This window comes from Pacificitalea manganoxidans (assembly GCF_002504165.1).
GTDB classification, from domain to species: domain Bacteria; phylum Pseudomonadota; class Alphaproteobacteria; order Rhodobacterales; family Rhodobacteraceae; genus Pacificitalea; species Pacificitalea manganoxidans.
In genome coordinates this window covers 544,696-559,768 of sequence record NZ_CP021404.1, presented here as the reverse complement: position 1 = coordinate 559,768, position 15,073 = coordinate 544,696, and the positions used below count along the sequence as shown (strand labels likewise).

At 65.9% G+C, this 15,073-nt stretch carries 20 protein-coding genes; 12 read left to right on the top strand and 8 right to left on the bottom strand.

What is annotated here, in order from left to right:
- Nucleotides 1-28: 28 nt before the first annotated feature.
- The 10 genes from hrpB (at nt 29) to rpmE (ending at nt 8,158) form a co-directional block, all read left to right on the top strand.
- Nucleotides 29-2,482: an ATP-dependent helicase HrpB gene (hrpB, locus tag CBW24_RS02620; protein ID WP_097372580.1), complete on the top strand. Its 2,454-nt coding sequence runs from the start codon at nt 29-31 to the stop codon at nt 2,480-2,482.
- A 295-nt stretch (nt 2,483-2,777) separates the two neighbouring features.
- Entirely contained in the window at nt 2,778-4,286 is a 1,509-nt protein-coding gene (gene ffh, locus CBW24_RS02615) for a signal recognition particle protein (RefSeq protein ID WP_088662406.1), read from the top strand.
- Nucleotides 4,287-4,318: 32 nt separating this feature from the next.
- On the top strand, nt 4,319-4,642 hold the full coding sequence (locus tag CBW24_RS02610; protein ID WP_198405247.1) for a chorismate mutase: 324 nt from the start codon (nt 4,319-4,321) through the stop codon (nt 4,640-4,642).
- Nucleotides 4,643-4,709: 67 nt separating this feature from the next.
- Nucleotides 4,710-5,096 (top strand): 30S ribosomal protein S16, encoded by a 387-nt coding sequence (rpsP, locus tag CBW24_RS02605; protein WP_088662407.1) that lies wholly within the window; start codon nt 4,710-4,712, stop codon nt 5,094-5,096.
- Nucleotides 5,097-5,237: 141 nt separating this feature from the next.
- On the top strand, nt 5,238-5,744 hold the full coding sequence (rimM, locus tag CBW24_RS02600) for a ribosome maturation factor RimM (protein ID WP_097372579.1): 507 nt from the start codon (nt 5,238-5,240) through the stop codon (nt 5,742-5,744).
- A 114-nt stretch (nt 5,745-5,858) separates the two neighbouring features.
- Nucleotides 5,859-6,020, top strand: coding sequence for a DUF1328 family protein (locus CBW24_RS02595; protein ID WP_088662409.1), 162 nt, complete (start codon nt 5,859-5,861; stop codon nt 6,018-6,020).
- Nucleotides 6,021-6,087: 67 nt separating this feature from the next.
- Nucleotides 6,088-6,591, top strand: coding sequence for a hypothetical protein (locus CBW24_RS02590; protein WP_097372578.1), 504 nt, complete (start codon nt 6,088-6,090; stop codon nt 6,589-6,591).
- Nucleotides 6,592-6,634: 43 nt separating this feature from the next.
- Complete coding sequence (gene trmD / locus CBW24_RS02585; protein ID WP_097372577.1) at nt 6,635-7,492, top strand: tRNA (guanosine(37)-N1)-methyltransferase TrmD; 858 nt, start codon at nt 6,635-6,637, stop codon at nt 7,490-7,492.
- Nucleotides 7,493-7,547: 55 nt separating this feature from the next.
- Nucleotides 7,548-7,925, top strand: coding sequence for a 50S ribosomal protein L19 (gene rplS / locus CBW24_RS02580; protein ID WP_088662412.1), 378 nt, complete (start codon nt 7,548-7,550; stop codon nt 7,923-7,925).
- A gap of 11 nt (nt 7,926-7,936) precedes the next feature.
- Entirely contained in the window at nt 7,937-8,158 is a 222-nt protein-coding gene (gene rpmE, locus CBW24_RS02575) for a 50S ribosomal protein L31 (RefSeq protein WP_088662413.1), read from the top strand.
- 94 nt (nt 8,159-8,252) lie between these two features.
- Here rpmE and CBW24_RS02570 read toward each other — a convergent pair whose 3' ends face one another.
- Nucleotides 8,253-8,657, bottom strand: coding sequence for a VOC family protein (locus CBW24_RS02570; RefSeq protein WP_097372576.1), 405 nt, complete (start codon nt 8,655-8,657; stop codon nt 8,253-8,255).
- A 165-nt stretch (nt 8,658-8,822) separates the two neighbouring features.
- Here CBW24_RS02570 and CBW24_RS02565 point away from each other — a divergent pair, with 165 nt between their 5' ends.
- Nucleotides 8,823-9,632 carry a division plane positioning ATPase MipZ gene (locus CBW24_RS02565; RefSeq protein ID WP_088662415.1) on the top strand — a complete coding sequence of 270 codons (810 nt, stop codon included), beginning with the start codon at nt 8,823-8,825 and terminating at the stop codon, nt 9,630-9,632.
- A 90-nt stretch (nt 9,633-9,722) separates the two neighbouring features.
- Here the strand turns inward: CBW24_RS02565 and CBW24_RS02560 are convergent, their stop codons facing one another.
- Both CBW24_RS02560 and hemE read right to left on the bottom strand, forming a co-directional pair.
- The gene (locus tag CBW24_RS02560) at nt 9,723-9,959 is read right to left on the bottom strand and encodes a hypothetical protein (protein ID WP_088662416.1); all 237 of its coding nucleotides are present in this window, start codon (nt 9,957-9,959) and stop codon (nt 9,723-9,725) included.
- A 130-nt stretch (nt 9,960-10,089) separates the two neighbouring features.
- Nucleotides 10,090-11,127, bottom strand: coding sequence for a uroporphyrinogen decarboxylase (gene hemE, locus CBW24_RS02555; protein WP_097372575.1), 1,038 nt, complete (start codon nt 11,125-11,127; stop codon nt 10,090-10,092).
- Between the two features lie 119 nt (nt 11,128-11,246).
- Here hemE and hemC point away from each other — a divergent pair, with 119 nt between their 5' ends.
- Nucleotides 11,247-12,194 (top strand): hydroxymethylbilane synthase, encoded by a 948-nt coding sequence (gene hemC, locus CBW24_RS02550; protein WP_097372574.1) that lies wholly within the window; start codon nt 11,247-11,249, stop codon nt 12,192-12,194.
- Between the two features lie 128 nt (nt 12,195-12,322).
- Here the strand turns inward: hemC and CBW24_RS02545 are convergent, their stop codons facing one another.
- From CBW24_RS02545 to CBW24_RS02525, 5 genes are all read right to left on the bottom strand, one after another.
- Nucleotides 12,323-12,892: a F0F1 ATP synthase subunit B gene (locus CBW24_RS02545; RefSeq protein ID WP_097372573.1), complete on the bottom strand. Its 570-nt coding sequence runs from the start codon at nt 12,890-12,892 to the stop codon at nt 12,323-12,325.
- Nucleotides 12,892-13,467 (bottom strand): F0F1 ATP synthase subunit B', encoded by a 576-nt coding sequence (locus CBW24_RS02540; RefSeq protein ID WP_088662420.1) that lies wholly within the window; start codon nt 13,465-13,467, stop codon nt 12,892-12,894. The genes CBW24_RS02545 and CBW24_RS02540 overlap by 1 nt, the downstream gene beginning before the upstream one ends.
- An 89-nt stretch (nt 13,468-13,556) precedes the next feature.
- A complete protein-coding gene (locus tag CBW24_RS02535; RefSeq protein ID WP_088662421.1) occupies nt 13,557-13,793 on the bottom strand; it encodes a F0F1 ATP synthase subunit C in 237 nt (78 codons plus the stop codon).
- Between the two features lie 55 nt (nt 13,794-13,848).
- A complete protein-coding gene (locus tag CBW24_RS02530) occupies nt 13,849-14,559 on the bottom strand; it encodes a F0F1 ATP synthase subunit A (RefSeq protein WP_088662591.1) in 711 nt (236 codons plus the stop codon).
- Between the two features lie 48 nt (nt 14,560-14,607).
- On the bottom strand, nt 14,608-14,946 hold the full coding sequence (locus tag CBW24_RS02525; RefSeq protein WP_088662422.1) for an AtpZ/AtpI family protein: 339 nt from the start codon (nt 14,944-14,946) through the stop codon (nt 14,608-14,610).
- Nucleotides 14,947-15,073: the final 127 nt, after the last annotated feature.

Below are 15,073 nucleotides of genomic sequence, written 5' to 3'. Positions count from 1 at the left end.
AACCGCGATCTGCCCGATAACGCGGCTCATGACCCAATTCGCGCCCCTGCCCATCGACGCCATTCTGCCCGATCTGATCGCCGCGCTGCGCGGCGCGGGGCGGGCGGTGTTGCAAGCCCCGCCGGGCGCGGGGAAAACCACGCGCGTGCCGCTGGCGATCCTCGACGCCGGGCTGGTCACGGGGCGCATCCTGATGCTGGAGCCGCGGCGTCTGGCCGCGCGCGCCAGTGCCGAGCGGATGGCGGAAACGCTGGGTGAACCCTGCGGCGAGACCGTGGGCTACCGCATCCGGGGCGAGGCCAAGACCAGCGCCCGCACCCGGATCGAGGTGGTGACCGAAGGCATCCTGACGCGAATGATCCAGTCCGATCCCGAATTGCCCGGCATCGGCGCGATTCTGTTCGACGAATTCCACGAACGTTCGCTCAACGCCGATTTGGGGCTGGCCCTGGCGCTGGAGGTGCGCGCCGCGCTGCGCGAGGATCTGATGCTGGTGGTGATGTCCGCCACGCTGGACGCCGCCCCGGTCGCCGCGCTGATGAAGGGCGCGCCGGTCCTGACCTCCGAAGGCCGCGCCTATCCGGTGAAACGTATCTGGCTCGACCAACCCCGCCCCAAGGCCGAGCGATTCGAAAACGGCATGGCGGCGCTGATCCGCCGGGCGCTCGCGGAAACGACGGGCGGTGTGCTGGCCTTTCTGCCCGGCGAGGGCGAGATCCGGCGCACCGCCGCGCAGCTGGGCGATTTGCCTGCGGGGGTCAGCCTGCATCCGCTTTACGGAGCCCTGCCCTTTGCCGAACAGCGCGCCGCCATCCGCCCGCCGGAACACGGGCGAAAACTCGTGCTGGCGACGTCGATTGCGGAAACGTCGCTGACCATTGAGGGCGTCCATGCCGTGGTCGATGGCGGGCGGGCCCGGCGCGCGCGGTTCGATCCCGGCTCCGGCATGTCGCGGCTGGTGACGGAGCCTGCCTCCCGCGCCGAGGCCGAACAGCGTGCGGGTCGCGCCGGGCGCCTGTCTCCGGGCCGGGCGTATCGCCTGTGGACCAAAGGCGAGGACGGCGCGCGGCCCGCCCATGCCCCGGCAGAGATCGAAGCCGCCGACCTGACCGGGCTGGCGCTGGAACTGGCGCAATGGGGGGCCGACGACCTGCCCTTCCTGACGCCCCCGCCCGAGGCCGCGCTGGCCGAGGCCCGCGCGCTGCTGCGCGATCTGGGCGCGCTGGATCAGGCGGGCTCCATCACCGCGCATGGGCGGGTGCTGGCCGGGCTGCCGCTGCATCCACGACTGGGCCATATGATTGCCATCGGGGGCAAAATCGCCGCGCCCTTGGCCGCGCTGCTGGCGGACCGTGATCCGTTGCGGGGCGCCTCCGCCGATCTGTCGCTGCGGTTGGCGGCGCTGCGCGGGGATCGGCAGGCCGCGGCACAGGCGCATCGCCCCGCGCTGGAGCGTATCCGTGCGGAGGCCAAGCGTCTGGCCGCCGCCGCCCCTCGCCCAACGCAGGGGCAGACGCAGGTGCAGCTTGATCCGGCGCAGCTTCTGGCACTCGCCTATCCCGACCGCATTGGTCTGCGCCGCCCCGGTGATGCGCCGCGTTGGCTCCTGTCCGGTGGCAAGGGCGCGGTGATCGATGCCGCCGATCCGCTCGCAGGACAGCGCTTGCTGGTCGCCGCCGATCTGGACGGTGACACCCGCGAGGCCCGCATCAGGTTGGCCCTGCCGATTGCCGAAGGTGCCCTGCGCGAGGTGCTGGGCGACCGCATCGGCTGGGTTCAGGTGGCGGAATGGTCGCGCCGGGAACGGCGCGTCATCGCGCGCGAGCAGGAGCGGCTTGGCGCCATCGCGCTGAGCGACCGCACATGGAAAGACGCCCCGCCGGAGGCCTTGAGCCGCGCCGCGCTCGACGGCCTGCGCCAGTTGGGGCTGCCGTGGTCGGGAGCGGCGCGGCGCTTGCAGGCGCGTGCGGAGCTTTACCGGGCCGAAGGTGGAGAGATCGCCGATCTGAGCGAGCCTGCCTTGCTGAATACGCTGGAGACGTGGCTGCTGCCGCACCTCACCCATCAACGCACGGCCGAAGATCTGCGCGCGCTGGATCTGCTGCCCGCGCTGGAGATGCGTCTGGGCTGGGACGCGAAAACCCGGCTGGATCGCGAGGTGCCCGCGCGTTTCACCACCCCGACAGGCCGCGCGATCCCTATCGATTATTCCGGCGATGCGCCCGAAATCGCGCTGAAGCTACAAGAGATGTTCGGCACCACCGTGCATCCCACCGTGGGCCCGAAACGCCTGCCCCTGCGGATCACCCTGCTGTCGCCAGCCGGGCGCCCTTTGCAGACGACGATGGATATCCCCGGTTTCTGGACCGGGGCCTATACGGATGTGCGCAAGGACATGCGCGGGCGCTACCCGCGCCATCCGTGGCCCGAAGACCCGACCGAGGCCGCACCGACCTTGCGCGCCAAGCCGCGCGGGACTTAAGGGGGTGCGCCAAGCCGCGCGGCACTTGAGGGAACGCGCCTCGCTGGGCGGACCTTATAGGGCCTCGTCAATCGACGGCCCCTGAGCAAGCCCGCCCCCTGCCGCGCTTGACTCCGCGCCCCCCGCGCAGTATGGCCCGACCCGACCATCCGGAAGTGAGACAGCTTCCGGTCCCGTGCCTTTAGCCGGGATCGCCACCAGTCAGCGAGTTTCGCCCACTGGTGTCGTTGGCGTTTGGGCGGTCGGTTCCTACATGGGGCAGACCAATGTTAAAGGGCCGCAGGAGGGCCGGAACATGTTCGAGAACCTGTCCGATCGACTCTCTGGGGTCTTTGAGCGCCTGACCAAGCAAGGCGCGCTGTCCGATGAGGACGTCAAAACCGCCCTGCGCGAGGTGCGCGTCGCGCTGCTGGAAGCCGACGTATCGCTGCCCGTCGCCCGCGCCTTCGTCAAGGCTGTGCAGGATAAGGCCACGGGTCAGGCGGTGACCAAATCGGTCACTCCGGGCCAGCAGGTCGTCAAGATCGTCCATGACGAACTGGTGCATGTGCTGTCGGGCGACGACGCCAACCCCGGCGAGATGAAGATCGACAACCCGCCCGCGCCGATCCTGATGGTCGGTTTGCAGGGGTCGGGTAAGACGACCACCACCGCCAAGCTCGCCCGCAGGCTCAGCCAGCGCAACGGCAAGCGGGTGCTGATGGCCTCGCTCGACGTGAACCGCCCGGCAGCGATGGAACAGCTCGCGATCCTCGGCCAGCAGATCGGCGTTGACACACTGCCGATCGTCAAGGGTCAGACCCCGGTGCAGATCGCCACGCGCGCCAAACAGCAGGCAGCACTGGGCGGCTACGACGTCTACATGCTGGACACCGCCGGGCGTCTGCATATCGACGATGTGCTGATGGACGAAGTGCAGTCGGTCCGCGATGTGGTCAAGCCGCGCGAAACCCTGCTGGTCGTCGATGGCCTGACCGGTCAGGACGCCGTCAACGTCGCACAGGAATTCGACGGCAAGATCGGCGTCTCCGGCGTCGTGCTGACGCGGATGGATGGCGACGGGCGCGGCGGTGCGGCCCTGTCGATGCGCGCGATCACCGGCAAGCCGATCAAGTTCGTCGGCCTCGGCGAGAAGATGGACGCGCTGGAGGAATTCCACCCCGACCGGATCGCGGGCCGTATCCTTGGCATGGGCGACATCGTCGCGCTGGTCGAGAAGGCACAGGAAACCATCGAGGCCGAACAGGCCGAGCGGATGATGAAGCGCTTCCAGAAGGGTCAGTTCTCGATGAACGACCTGCGGATGCAGCTGGATCAGATGCTCAAGATGGGCGGCATGGAAGGCCTGATGGGCATGATGCCCGGCATGGGCAAGATGAAAGGCCAGATGGAAGGCGCGGGCGTCGATGACCGCATGCTGCGCCGCCAGATCGCGCTGATCAATTCCATGACCAAGCGCGAACGCGCCAACCCCGCCCTGTTGCAGGCCAGCCGCAAGAAACGGATCGCCAAGGGCGCCGGTCTGGAAGTGGCCGAACTGAACAAACTTCTGAAAATGCACCGCCAGATGGCGGACATGATGAAGAAGATGGGCAAGAAGGGCATGCTCAAGGGCGCGATGAAGGGCATGTTCGGCAAGGGCGGCATGCCCGATCCCTCCACCATGGACCCCAAGGCGCTGGAAGCGGCTGCCCGCAAGATGGGCGCGCCCGGCATGGGCGGAATGGGTGGCATGGGCGGCATGCCCGGTCTGGGCGGCGGCGCATTGCCGCCGGGCCTGTCCGGCTTCGGCAAGAAGAAGTGAGCGCTGCAATGACCGACACGAAATCGAACACCATGCCTGCGGCTCATGTCTCTGACGATCTGTCCGATGACGCCGCCCGCGCCGCCCAGCTGCTGCTGGAACACCGCGCCAGCATCGACCGGCTTGACGCGATCCTCGTCTACACGCTGGGCGAGCGGTTCAAGCACACGCAGAATGTTGGCCGCCTGAAGGCCGAACATGACCTTCCGCCCAGCGATCCCTCCCGCGAGGAGCAGCAGATCGCCCGGCTCGAAGATCTGGCGAAGGAGGCCGACCTCGACCCCGAATTCGCCAAAAAATTCCTGAATTTCATCATTCAGGAGGTGATCCGCCACCATAAGGCGCATCAGGAATAACCGACCCCCGCGCCGCGCCTCCCCGCGGTGCACCAGACCAAAGAACGCCATCTCAAGGAGAACAGACATGGCCATGAAGATCCGGCTCGCCCGTGGCGGCTCCAAGAAACGCCCCCACTACGCCATCGTTGCCACCGACAGCCGCATGCCCCGCGACGGCCGCTTTATCGAGAAGCTCGGCACCTACAACCCGCTGCTCGCCAAGGATGACGAGCGCCGCGTGGTGATGGATATCGAGCGTGTGCAGCACTGGATCGCTCAGGGCGCCAAGCCGACCGACCGCATCCAGCGCTTCCTCGAAGCTGCTGGCGCCGCCGAGAAGGCCGAGCGCAACAACCCCAAGAAAGCGAAGCCCGGCAAGAAAGCCGAAGAGCGCGCCGAAGAGCGTGCCGCGAAGGCCGCCGCCGCTGCCGAAGCTGCGAACGCCCCCGCCGAAGAGCAGTCCGCCGAGTAATCGGCCCCGGCGCCCGGCCCGGCCGGGCGCCACCGGGCGCGCTGCCCGCATGACATCGCCGCCGTCCGTCCCCCACGGGGCCGGGCGGTGGACCGCGACGCATCCCGTCGCTTCCGTGCCGTTTCATATCCGAGGTCCCCGATGACTGACCCCCGCGTCTGCGTCGCCGCCATTGCCGGCTCCTTCGGCGTGAAAGGCGAAGTCCGGCTGAAGAGCTTCTGCGCCGATCCGGAGGATGTGGCGAGCTACGGCCCGCTATGGACCGAGGATGGCACCCAAAGCTACGAGGTCACCCTCGCCCGCTCCATCACCAATGGGTTTGCCGCGCGCCTGTCCGGGGTCCGCACCAAGGAAGAGGCCGACGCGCTCAAGGGCGTGCGCCTGTTTGCCGGGCGCGATGTTCTGCCTGACCTGCCGGATCATGAATTCTACCACGCCGATCTGATCGGGCTGGCGGTGTTCGACACCGGCGGCACCCAATTGGGCACCGTGCGCGCCGTCCATGATCATGGCGCAGGCGATCTGCTGGAAATCCACGGACCGAACCTGAAGGCCACGGTGCTGCTGCCGTTCACCCGCGCCGTGATCCCCACCGTCGATGTGAAAGGCGGCCGCATCGTCGCCGACCCGCCAGACGGCCTGTTCTGATGTCTCGCGCGTATCCTGCGCCGCGCCCCCGTCGTGCTGGCGTGGAACCCTCCGGCTCGCGGAGAGTTGATGGCGAAAGGGCCCTGTCGGCCCCGGAACGCGAAAGGATACCAGATGTTCGAGATCATTCTCATACTGCTCGTCGTGGCCGCTGTGGCCGCTCTCCTTGGGTTTGGCCGGATTTCCGGGGCCGCTCTGACCGGCGCCAAGATCCTGATCGGTGTGGTGCTGATCCTGTTCCTGCTGGTGATCCTTGGCATCGTCGCCATCGCCTGACCGGGCGTAGTCCCTCCATGCTCCGGGCGCGTCCGCGCCGATGGGCACGCAATGCGGGAGCCGCTCCATGACGGGGCGGCTTTCGGCGTTGGGGGCCGTCCTGCTCTATACCTCGCCACTGACAGCAGGGCTGTCGGGCGCGGGGCTCTATTGGATATTGCCGCTGGCGGTGGTGTTTTGCCTGTCGGTCGTGGTGCTGACCTCCCGTCGGCTGCCCCGTGGCTGGCTGGCGGCGGCGCTGTTCGTCGGCGGCAAGATCATCACCCAGCTTCTGATCGTCGCGCTGCTCTTTGGTGCCGGACGCGGACTGGCCGCGGCATTGGGTCTGGAAGGTCACGTTCCGGGCTGGCTGTGGCTGCTGCCTGCCGGGGCGGGGCTGGCACTGGCGCTGCTGTTGACCCCGCGGTTGCAAGCACAGGAGCGCGCCGCGTTCGAGGCGCTGTTTGCTCCTGCAGACCGGCATGGCCCAACCCCGGAGACGCGCGAAACGGATGCCGGGACCGCGTCCGATGCTGGACATTCCGCGCCGTCTGCGCCACCAGCACCCCGATCCCGCAACGACACGCCGTGATCCGCCCCGGCGGAGTGCCTCGGCCCATCCCGGAACCGCGCTCATGACCTCCGACGCTCCTCGCCCCTCTCGCGCGACCGCCGCGCGCTCGCATGGTCGCCTGTCGATTGGCAGTTCGCTCCGGCCCCGGTCGCTGATGGACGAACCGCCGCTGCAAAAGGGCGCGTGGCAGGCCCGCATCATCACGCTTTTTCCCGATGCCTTTCCCGGTGTGCTGGGCGAAAGCCTGACCGGCAAGGCCCTGCAGGATGGGCTCTGGGCGCTCAACACGCTGGACCTGCGCCGGTTCGGCGAGGGCCGACACCGCAACGTCGATGACACGCCCACAGGCGGCGGCGCGGGGATGGTGCTGCGCGCCGATGTTGTCGATGCGGCGCTGCAAGAGGCCGCGCAGGGCGCCGTGCCCGACCGTTCCCGCTGGCCCGTGGTCTATCTCAGCCCGCGCGGGCGCCGGTTCGATCAGGCCACTGCCCGCCGCTGGGCGCAGGGCGACGGGATCACCATGCTGTGCGGGCGTTTCGAAGGCGTTGACCAGCGCGTGATCGACAAACACGACATCGAGGAGGTGTCGCTGGGGGATTTCGTCTTGACCGGCGGCGAGATTGCTGCTCAGGCCTTGATCGACGCGACGGTCCGACTTATACCGCGCGTGCTTGGGAATCATGAGTCCGTCATCGAGGAGAGTTTCTCCGACGGGCTGCTGGAACACCCACAATATACGCGTCCGACCGACTGGCAGGGTCGTTTGGTTCCCGAAGTTCTTCTCTCCGGGCACCATGCGAAGATCGAAAGCTGGCGCAAGGCGCAGGCCGAAAGGCTGACCAAGGAAAGACGACCTGATCTCTGGCGGGCTTTCTGTGCAACGCACGGACGGGACCCGGAAGAAGACCGAGAGCTCTGAGGACGGCACAAACCTTTGCGGAAAAAACCGCAAGCAACCAGAAGGAGTGGATCAGATGAACCTGATCGCACAGCTCGAAGCCGAGCAAGTTGCCGCACTTGGCAAGGACATCCCGGACTTCAAAGCCGGTGACACCATCCGCGTCGGCTACAAAGTGACCGAAGGCACGCGCACCCGTGTGCAGGCCTATGAAGGCGTCTGCATCAGCCGCAAAAACGGCCAGGGCATTGCCGGGTCGTTCACCGTGCGCAAGATCTCGTTTGGCGAAGGCGTCGAGCGTATCTTCCCGCTGCACGCGACCAACATCGACAGCATCACCGTTGTGCGTCGTGGCCGTGTTCGCCGTGCGAAGCTGTATTACCTGCGTGCGCGTCGCGGCAAGAGTGCCCGTATCGCCGAGGACAACCACTACAAAGCCAAAACCGGCGCTTGAGGAGCCACGTCATGAAAACGGATATCCATCCCGACTACCACTTCATCGACGTCAAGCTGACCAATGGCGACGTCCTGAAGATGAAATCGACCTACGGTTCGGAAGGCGACAACCTGTCGCTCGACATCGACCCGTCGGTGCACCCCGCTTGGAATGGCGGCACCTCGCGCCTGATGGATTCGGGCGGCCGCGTGTCGAAGTTCAAGAAAAAATACGAAGGCCTGGGCTTCTAAGAGCGCCGGTCATCGGGACAACGTTTCCCGAGGGACAGACACGATACGCCGCCCCCTGCCCGGGGCGGCGTTTTCGTTTGGGGCGTGCCGCGATCTAGTCGAAGACCTGCACGCGCCCGCCATCGCGATAGGCCGCCAGACGGCTGTCCAGCGTGCCGACATGCAATTCCAGCCGGTGCCCGTCAGGGTCTAGGAAATAGAGCGACGCGCCCTCGCTGCGGTTGTCACGCCAAAGCCGCGCTGCTGCCGATACCTTCTTGGCCAATGCGGGGAAATCCGGCTCGGCCACATCGAACGCCAGATGCGTGTAATCGCCCCTCTCCGTTACCGATGCCCCCCGGGCAAGGCACAGCCACAGCGGCCCCGCCTCCAGATAGGCGCCATCGGGCCAAAGCGCGCGCAGCCTGAAACCCAGCAGATCCCTGTAGAACGCCACGGAGCGGTCGAGATCCGTCACCGCCAGTGTCACATGGTTCACACCCCGAACGGCCTGTGTCATCGCGCGCCTCCTTCGGTCCACCCCGCCCGCTTGTGCCAAAAGCGCCGCAACCGCCCATTGGATACGAAAAACCGGTGATCGGCGGTTTTTCTCCGGCCCGACCGCACCCTATAGTCGGCAGGCGGTCGGGGGCAACGAACCGCAGGACATACAGGGGAAACGGCTTTGGCGCATATCATCGTCGTCGGGAACGAAAAGGGCGGCTCCGGCAAGTCCACCACATCCATGCATATCTCCACCGCGCTGGTGCGCATGGGGCACCGTGTGGGCGCATTGGATCTGGACCTGCGGCAACGCAGCCTCGGGCGCTATATCGAGAACCGCAAGGCTTTCTGCAATGCGCAGGGGTTGGATCTTGCGATGCCCGACTACCGCGATCTGCCAGAGATCGAGCGCGGCGATCTGGCCGAAGGCGAGAACCTGTTCGACCGCCGGATTTCCACCGCTGTGGCGGCGCTCGACGGGGAGAAGGATTTCATCCTGATCGATTGCCCCGGCTCCCATACCCGGTTGAGCCAAGTGGCGCATTCGCTGGCCGACACGCTTATCACGCCTCTCAATGACAGCTTTGTCGATTTCGACCTTCTTGCCCGTGTCAGCCCCGAAGACGGCAAGATCCTCGGCCCCTCCGTCTATAGTGAAATGGTGTGGTCGGCCCGTCAGATCCGGGCACAGGCCGGGCTGCCGCCGATCGACTGGATCGTGACCCGCAACCGGCTGGGCGCGCAGCAGATGATCAACAAAAAGAAAATGGCGAGCGCGCTGGAAAAGCTGTCGAAGCGGATCGGCTTCCGCGTCGCGCCGGGCTTCTCGGAGCGGGTCATCTTCCGCGAGTTGTTCCCCCGCGGGCTGACCCTGCTGGACCTGAAGGATGTCGGTGTGGAGCGTCTGAACCTGTCAAACGTCGCTGCGCGTCAGGAGCTGCGCGACCTGCTGGTGACACTGGACCTGCCCGGCGTTACGCCTGATTTCTAAGCCGCCCACCTGCCTGCGGACATGAGAAAGCCGGTGCGGAGGGATTCGGCCCGGCCTATGGCCGGGATGCGCCCCCCGACCGTGCAGCGCTTAGCTCAGGCGTTCGAGCCGCTGAAAAAACCGCTCTGACGACAGCTTCCGGTCCAGCCGTTGGGAGACCTTGATCTCGTCCAACTCCAGATTGCCGAACCGCAGGCTCGCCAGCATCACGTCGCGCAGGGCGGCATCCTGCCGACGCTGCTGCGCCTCCGTCATGCCCCAGCTTGTTTCCAAGACCGGCTCGGCCCCGTCATAGCCGGCATCCAAGATGCTAAACGGCTTGTTCATCCTATCCTCCACTACAACCCTAAGCCTATGTCGCGGCGAATTGAGGTCGAAATGTGGCAATACGGAGGCGAGTCAGAGACTCGTTAAGGTTGTATTAAAACTGCAAACACACCTTGCAGCTTTCGGAATGTTAGCCGGTCGCGCCCGACCGCACCGTTTCGACCATCAGCGCGACATTTTCGGGGTCCGCATCCGGCGTGATCCCGTGCCCGAGGTTAACAATATGCGGCCCGCCCGAAAACGCCTTCACGATGGCGCGGGTTTCATCGACCAAATCCTGACCGCCCGTCACCATATGGCGCGACGCGAGATTGCCCTGAACGCAGCCATCCACCTGCACATGCGCGGCGGCCCAAGTCGGATCGACGGAATTGTCCAGCGCCACGCAATCGGCGCCTGTCGCCTTTGCAAACCCCTCGTAGCGCGGCCCGGCTTCGCGCGGGAACGCGATGATCGGCACGTTCGGATGCCGGGCCTTCAATTCGGTGATGATACGTTTCGCGGGCGCCAAGGCATAGCGGTCGAAATCCGCGCCTTTGAGCGAGCCTGCCCAGCTGTCGAACAGCTTCACCACCTCGGCCCCGGCCTCGATCTGGGCGGACAGGTATTCGATGGTGGCCGCGGTGATCCGATCCAGCAGCGCCTCGAACGTGGCGCGGTCGCCGTCCTTCAACGCATGGGCCGGACCCTGATCCGGGGTGCCGCGCCCGGCGATCATGTAGGTGGCCACCGTCCAAGGCGCACCAGCAAAGCCAATCAGCGTGGTGTCCGCAGGCAATTCCCGCGACAGGATGCGGACGGTCTCATAGATCGGCGCAAGCCGGTCGTGGATTGCATCCGCAGGCTTCAGCGCCGCAACCCCCTCGGCGCCGGTGATCGTGGACAGGCGCGGCCCCTCGCCGGTCACAAACCACAGATCCGCGCCGAGCGCCTGCGGCACGAGCAGGATGTCGGCAAACAGGATCGCCGCGTCAAAGCCATACCGGCGCAACGGCTGGAGCGTCACCTCGGCGGCAAGTTCGGGGTTGTAGCACAGCGACAGGAAATCCCCGGCCTTGGCGCGGGTGGCGCGGTATTCCGGCAGGTAGCGCCCGGCCTGACGCATCATCCAGATCGGCGGGACGGGCAGGGTTTCGCCAGCAAGCGCGCGCAGGATCGTCTTGGTCATCGGGGCCTCCGTTTTCAGTCGGCCATGTGGTCACGGCTCAGGGCGCGGAAGTCAAGCGGCACGCAGCGCCGCCGTGACCCGACTTGTCACGCGGCGGTGTCACAACTATGGATCGGCCCATGACACAGATCACGCTCCCCTCGCCCGACCGCCCGTTGAAAATCGGCACCCGTGGATCGCCGCTGGCGCTGGCTCAGGCCCATGAAACGGCCCGCCGGATCGGCGCGGCCTTTGACCTGCCGGACGCGGCCTTTGACGTGGTCGTGATTAAGACCACCGGCGACCGGGTGCAGGACCGCGCCCTGCGCGAGATCGGCGGCAAGGGGCTGTTCACCCGCGAAATCGAGGAACAGCTGACCGCCGGCGGGATCGACATCGCCGTGCACTCGATGAAGGACATGCCGGTCCTTCAGCCCGAGGGTCTGATCCTTGACTGCTATCTCCCGCGTGAAGACCCCTGCGACGCCTTTGTCACGCTCGACGGCACCGGCTGGGAAGTTCTGGAACAGGGCGCGACCGTTGGCACATCGTCACTGCGGCGCAAGGCACAGCTGCTGCACCGGCGGCCTGATCTGAAGGTCGTTGAATTCCGCGGCAACGTGCAGACCCGTCTGCGCAAGCTGGCCGATGGCGTGGCGCAGGGCACGTTCCTTGCCATGGCGGGGCTGAACCGATTGAACGCGGGCGACGTGCCCCGCAGCCCCATCCCCTCCGACGACATGTTGCCTGCCGTGGGTCAGGGGGCCATCGGGATCGAACGCCGCATGGACGACAGCAACACCGCCCGCCTGCTGGAGCCGATCCACGATGTGCCCACGGCACAGCGCCTTGCCGCTGAGCGCGCCTTCCTTGCCACGCTCGACGGCTCCTGCGAGACGCCCATTGCGGCGCTGGCCGAACTGGACGGGGATCAGTTGCGTCTGCGGGGGGAAATCCTGCGCACCGATGGGTCCGAAGCGCTGAGCGACGAGGCAATTGGCGCCATCGCGGACGGACCCCAGATGGCCATCGATATGGCACAGGGGCTGTTGGCCCGCGCGGGCGACGGGTTCTTCGACTGGCGGTAACCGCGGCGCCTGCTGGCCTGGAACTCCGACTATGACGCGCGCCGCAGGCGCAAACCAAAAAACCCCGGCTCGCTGAGCCGGGGTTTTTCGCTGTCCCTCGGTATTTTCCGAGTTCTTATATCTGGCGCTTAGTGCAGGCGTGCACCGGCATCCTTGATCGACTGATCGATCAGCGCGTCTGCTTCGGCGTCGGTCATCTGCTTGGCGATCACCTCGGCGGCAGCGGCGCTGGCCACCGCGATGGCCCGGTCACGGACGGAGCGCACGGCACCGGTTTCGGCAGCGTCGATCTGTTCCTCGGCAGCCTGCAAACGGCGCGCGATGGAATGTTCCAGATCGGCCTTGGCCTGCTTGGCCGCGGCTTGGCCGTCGTCACGCGCTTGGGCAACGATGCGATCGGCCTGCTCCTGCACTTCTTTCTGCTTGCGCTCGATGCCAGCGAGAACGGTCTGGGCTTCTTCGCGCAGCGCACGGGCCTCATCGAGGTCCGAGCGGATGCTTTCGGCGCGCTTGTCTAGAAGGCCGAGCAGAAGCTGCGGAACCTTGAAATAGACCAGAATGCCGATGAAGATCAGGAACGCGATCAGCACCACGAAGTCGGTGTTGCCGAGCGAGAAGAACGGGCCGGTCGCAGCCAGCGCGGGCGCGGCAGAAGCCACGGTCAGCGCGATTGCAGCAGTCACACTATGGCGGGCCATCAGGCACCCCCTTTCAGGCGCGCATCCACGGCGGCATCCACGGTCGACTTGTCGGCCTTGGCACCGAATGCGGCGACGATATCGGCGGTTACATCGCGGGCCACTTCGGACACGCTCTGCATTGCGCTTTCGCGGATCTCGGCGATGCGCTTTTCCGATTCCGCAGTGCGGGCGGAAATCTCGGCATCGGCCTTGGCCGTGGCCTCATCCAGATCGGCCTGAATTTCGGCCCGCGTTTCGGTCGCGATTTTCTGCGCTTCCGAACGGGCTTCGGTCAGGGCCTTCTGATAGGCGGCTTCGGCCTCGGTCGCGCGGAGCTTCAGCTCCTCGGCGGCGGCGAGATCGTTGGTGATGGTCCCGCTCCGCTCCGCCAGAACCGCAGCAATGCGGGGCAGCGCGACGCGCGACAGAATGAAATAGATCGCGATCAGGGCGATCAGGAGCCAGAAAATCTGGTTGGGAAAAGTCGAAAAGTCGAGCTGCGGCAGCCCGGTCGCCTCACCCGCAGCATGCGCGGCCTCGGCAGAGCCGTGGGCATCCTCAGCGATGCGCGCCACTTGCGTTTCGGTCGCCATGATCGAGTGTCTCCTGAAACCTTGGAAATTACCGGACGGGCGGGGCCGTCTGCCCTGCCCGTCCAGCCGTAAGGAAGTTCAGGTCTTGATCAGACGGCGAACATCAGCAGAAGCGCGACGAGGAACGAGAAGATCCCCAGTGCTTCGGCGAAGGCCATGCCGATGAAGAGGGTCGCGGTCTGCGACGCGGCGGCGGACGGGTTGCGCAGGGCACCGGCCAGGTAGTTGCCGGCCACGGTGCCCACACCGACGGCTGCGCCGCCCATGCCGATGGCCGTGAGACCAACACCGATGTATTTACCGAGTTCTGCGATATCGCCTTCCATGATCGTTCTCCTTACGTTGGAATTGGCTTGGATTTCTGTCCTGACCGGTGGCGCGTCAGTGCGCCGGATGCAGCGCGTCCTTCAGGTACACGCAGGTCAGGATGGTGAAGACATAGGCCTGGATGAATGCCACCAGCACCTCGAGCGCGTAGACCGCCGTGATCGCAAAGATCGGCAGGAACGAAAACGCACCCATGGCCGCGGCAAAGCCCGCGAACACCTTGATCACGGCGTGACCCGCCATGACGTTGCCCGCAAGTCGGATCGAATGGCTCACCGGGCGGACAAAGTAGGAAATCAGCTCGATCACGGCGAGCACCGGACGCAGCGCCAGCGGCGCGGCAGTGACCCAGAACAGGCTGAGGAATTTCGTGCCGTTCTTGACGAAGCCGATCACCGTGACCGTCACGAACACCAGCAGCGCCAGAACCGCAGTAACAGCGATATGCGACGTGGTGGTGAAGGAGGTCGGGATCAGGCCCAGCATGTTCGCGAACACGATGAACATGAACAGGGTCATGATGTAGGGGAAATACTTCACGCCATCCTTGCCGGACACGTCCTCGACCATCTTGTAGATGAAGCCGTAGGTCAGTTCGGCGAGCGACTGCGCGCGGGTCGGCACGATGGCACGGCCACGGGTGCCCAGCACCAGAAGCGCGGCCACACAAGCCACCGCGATCGCCATCCAGAGCGTGGCGTTCGTGGGGGTATACCAGCTGATGTCGGTGCCGCCGAACAGCGGCTGCACGACAAACTGGTCCATGGGGTGGATTTCGATACCGCCGCCGGTCGTTTCTTCGGTTGCCACGTCTCAGTCCCCTTGCTTGCCGGGGGCATCGCCCCGTCGGCCCGTCTCGTCCTCGGCCTGAATTTCGCGCGCGGTGCGGATCATCGTCTGCACACCGCCGGCGAAACCCAGCAAAATGAACAGCACCAGGAAAATCGGGCGCGTTCCGAAAAGCGCGTCCAGCCCCAACCCGATGCCAAGACCGATCAAGATACCGGCCACCAGCTCGATCACCATGCGCCAGGCCTGATTGGCCCGTGAATAGTGCTCGTCTACTCTGGGGCCCGGCTCCTGCGCCTTTTTGGCGGCGGCGATCCGGGCTTCGAGACGGCGCAACCGCTCTTCTGCACTCGGCTCAGCCATGATCAGGGCCCCTTCAACAGTCCGGCGGAACCTAGGCAGGACCCCGCCCGGAGTCAACGCGCCATTGCACGGAGGTGTGAATGGTTAAGTGACGGTTATAAAACGATTTTATTTTCAGCGGACTCCG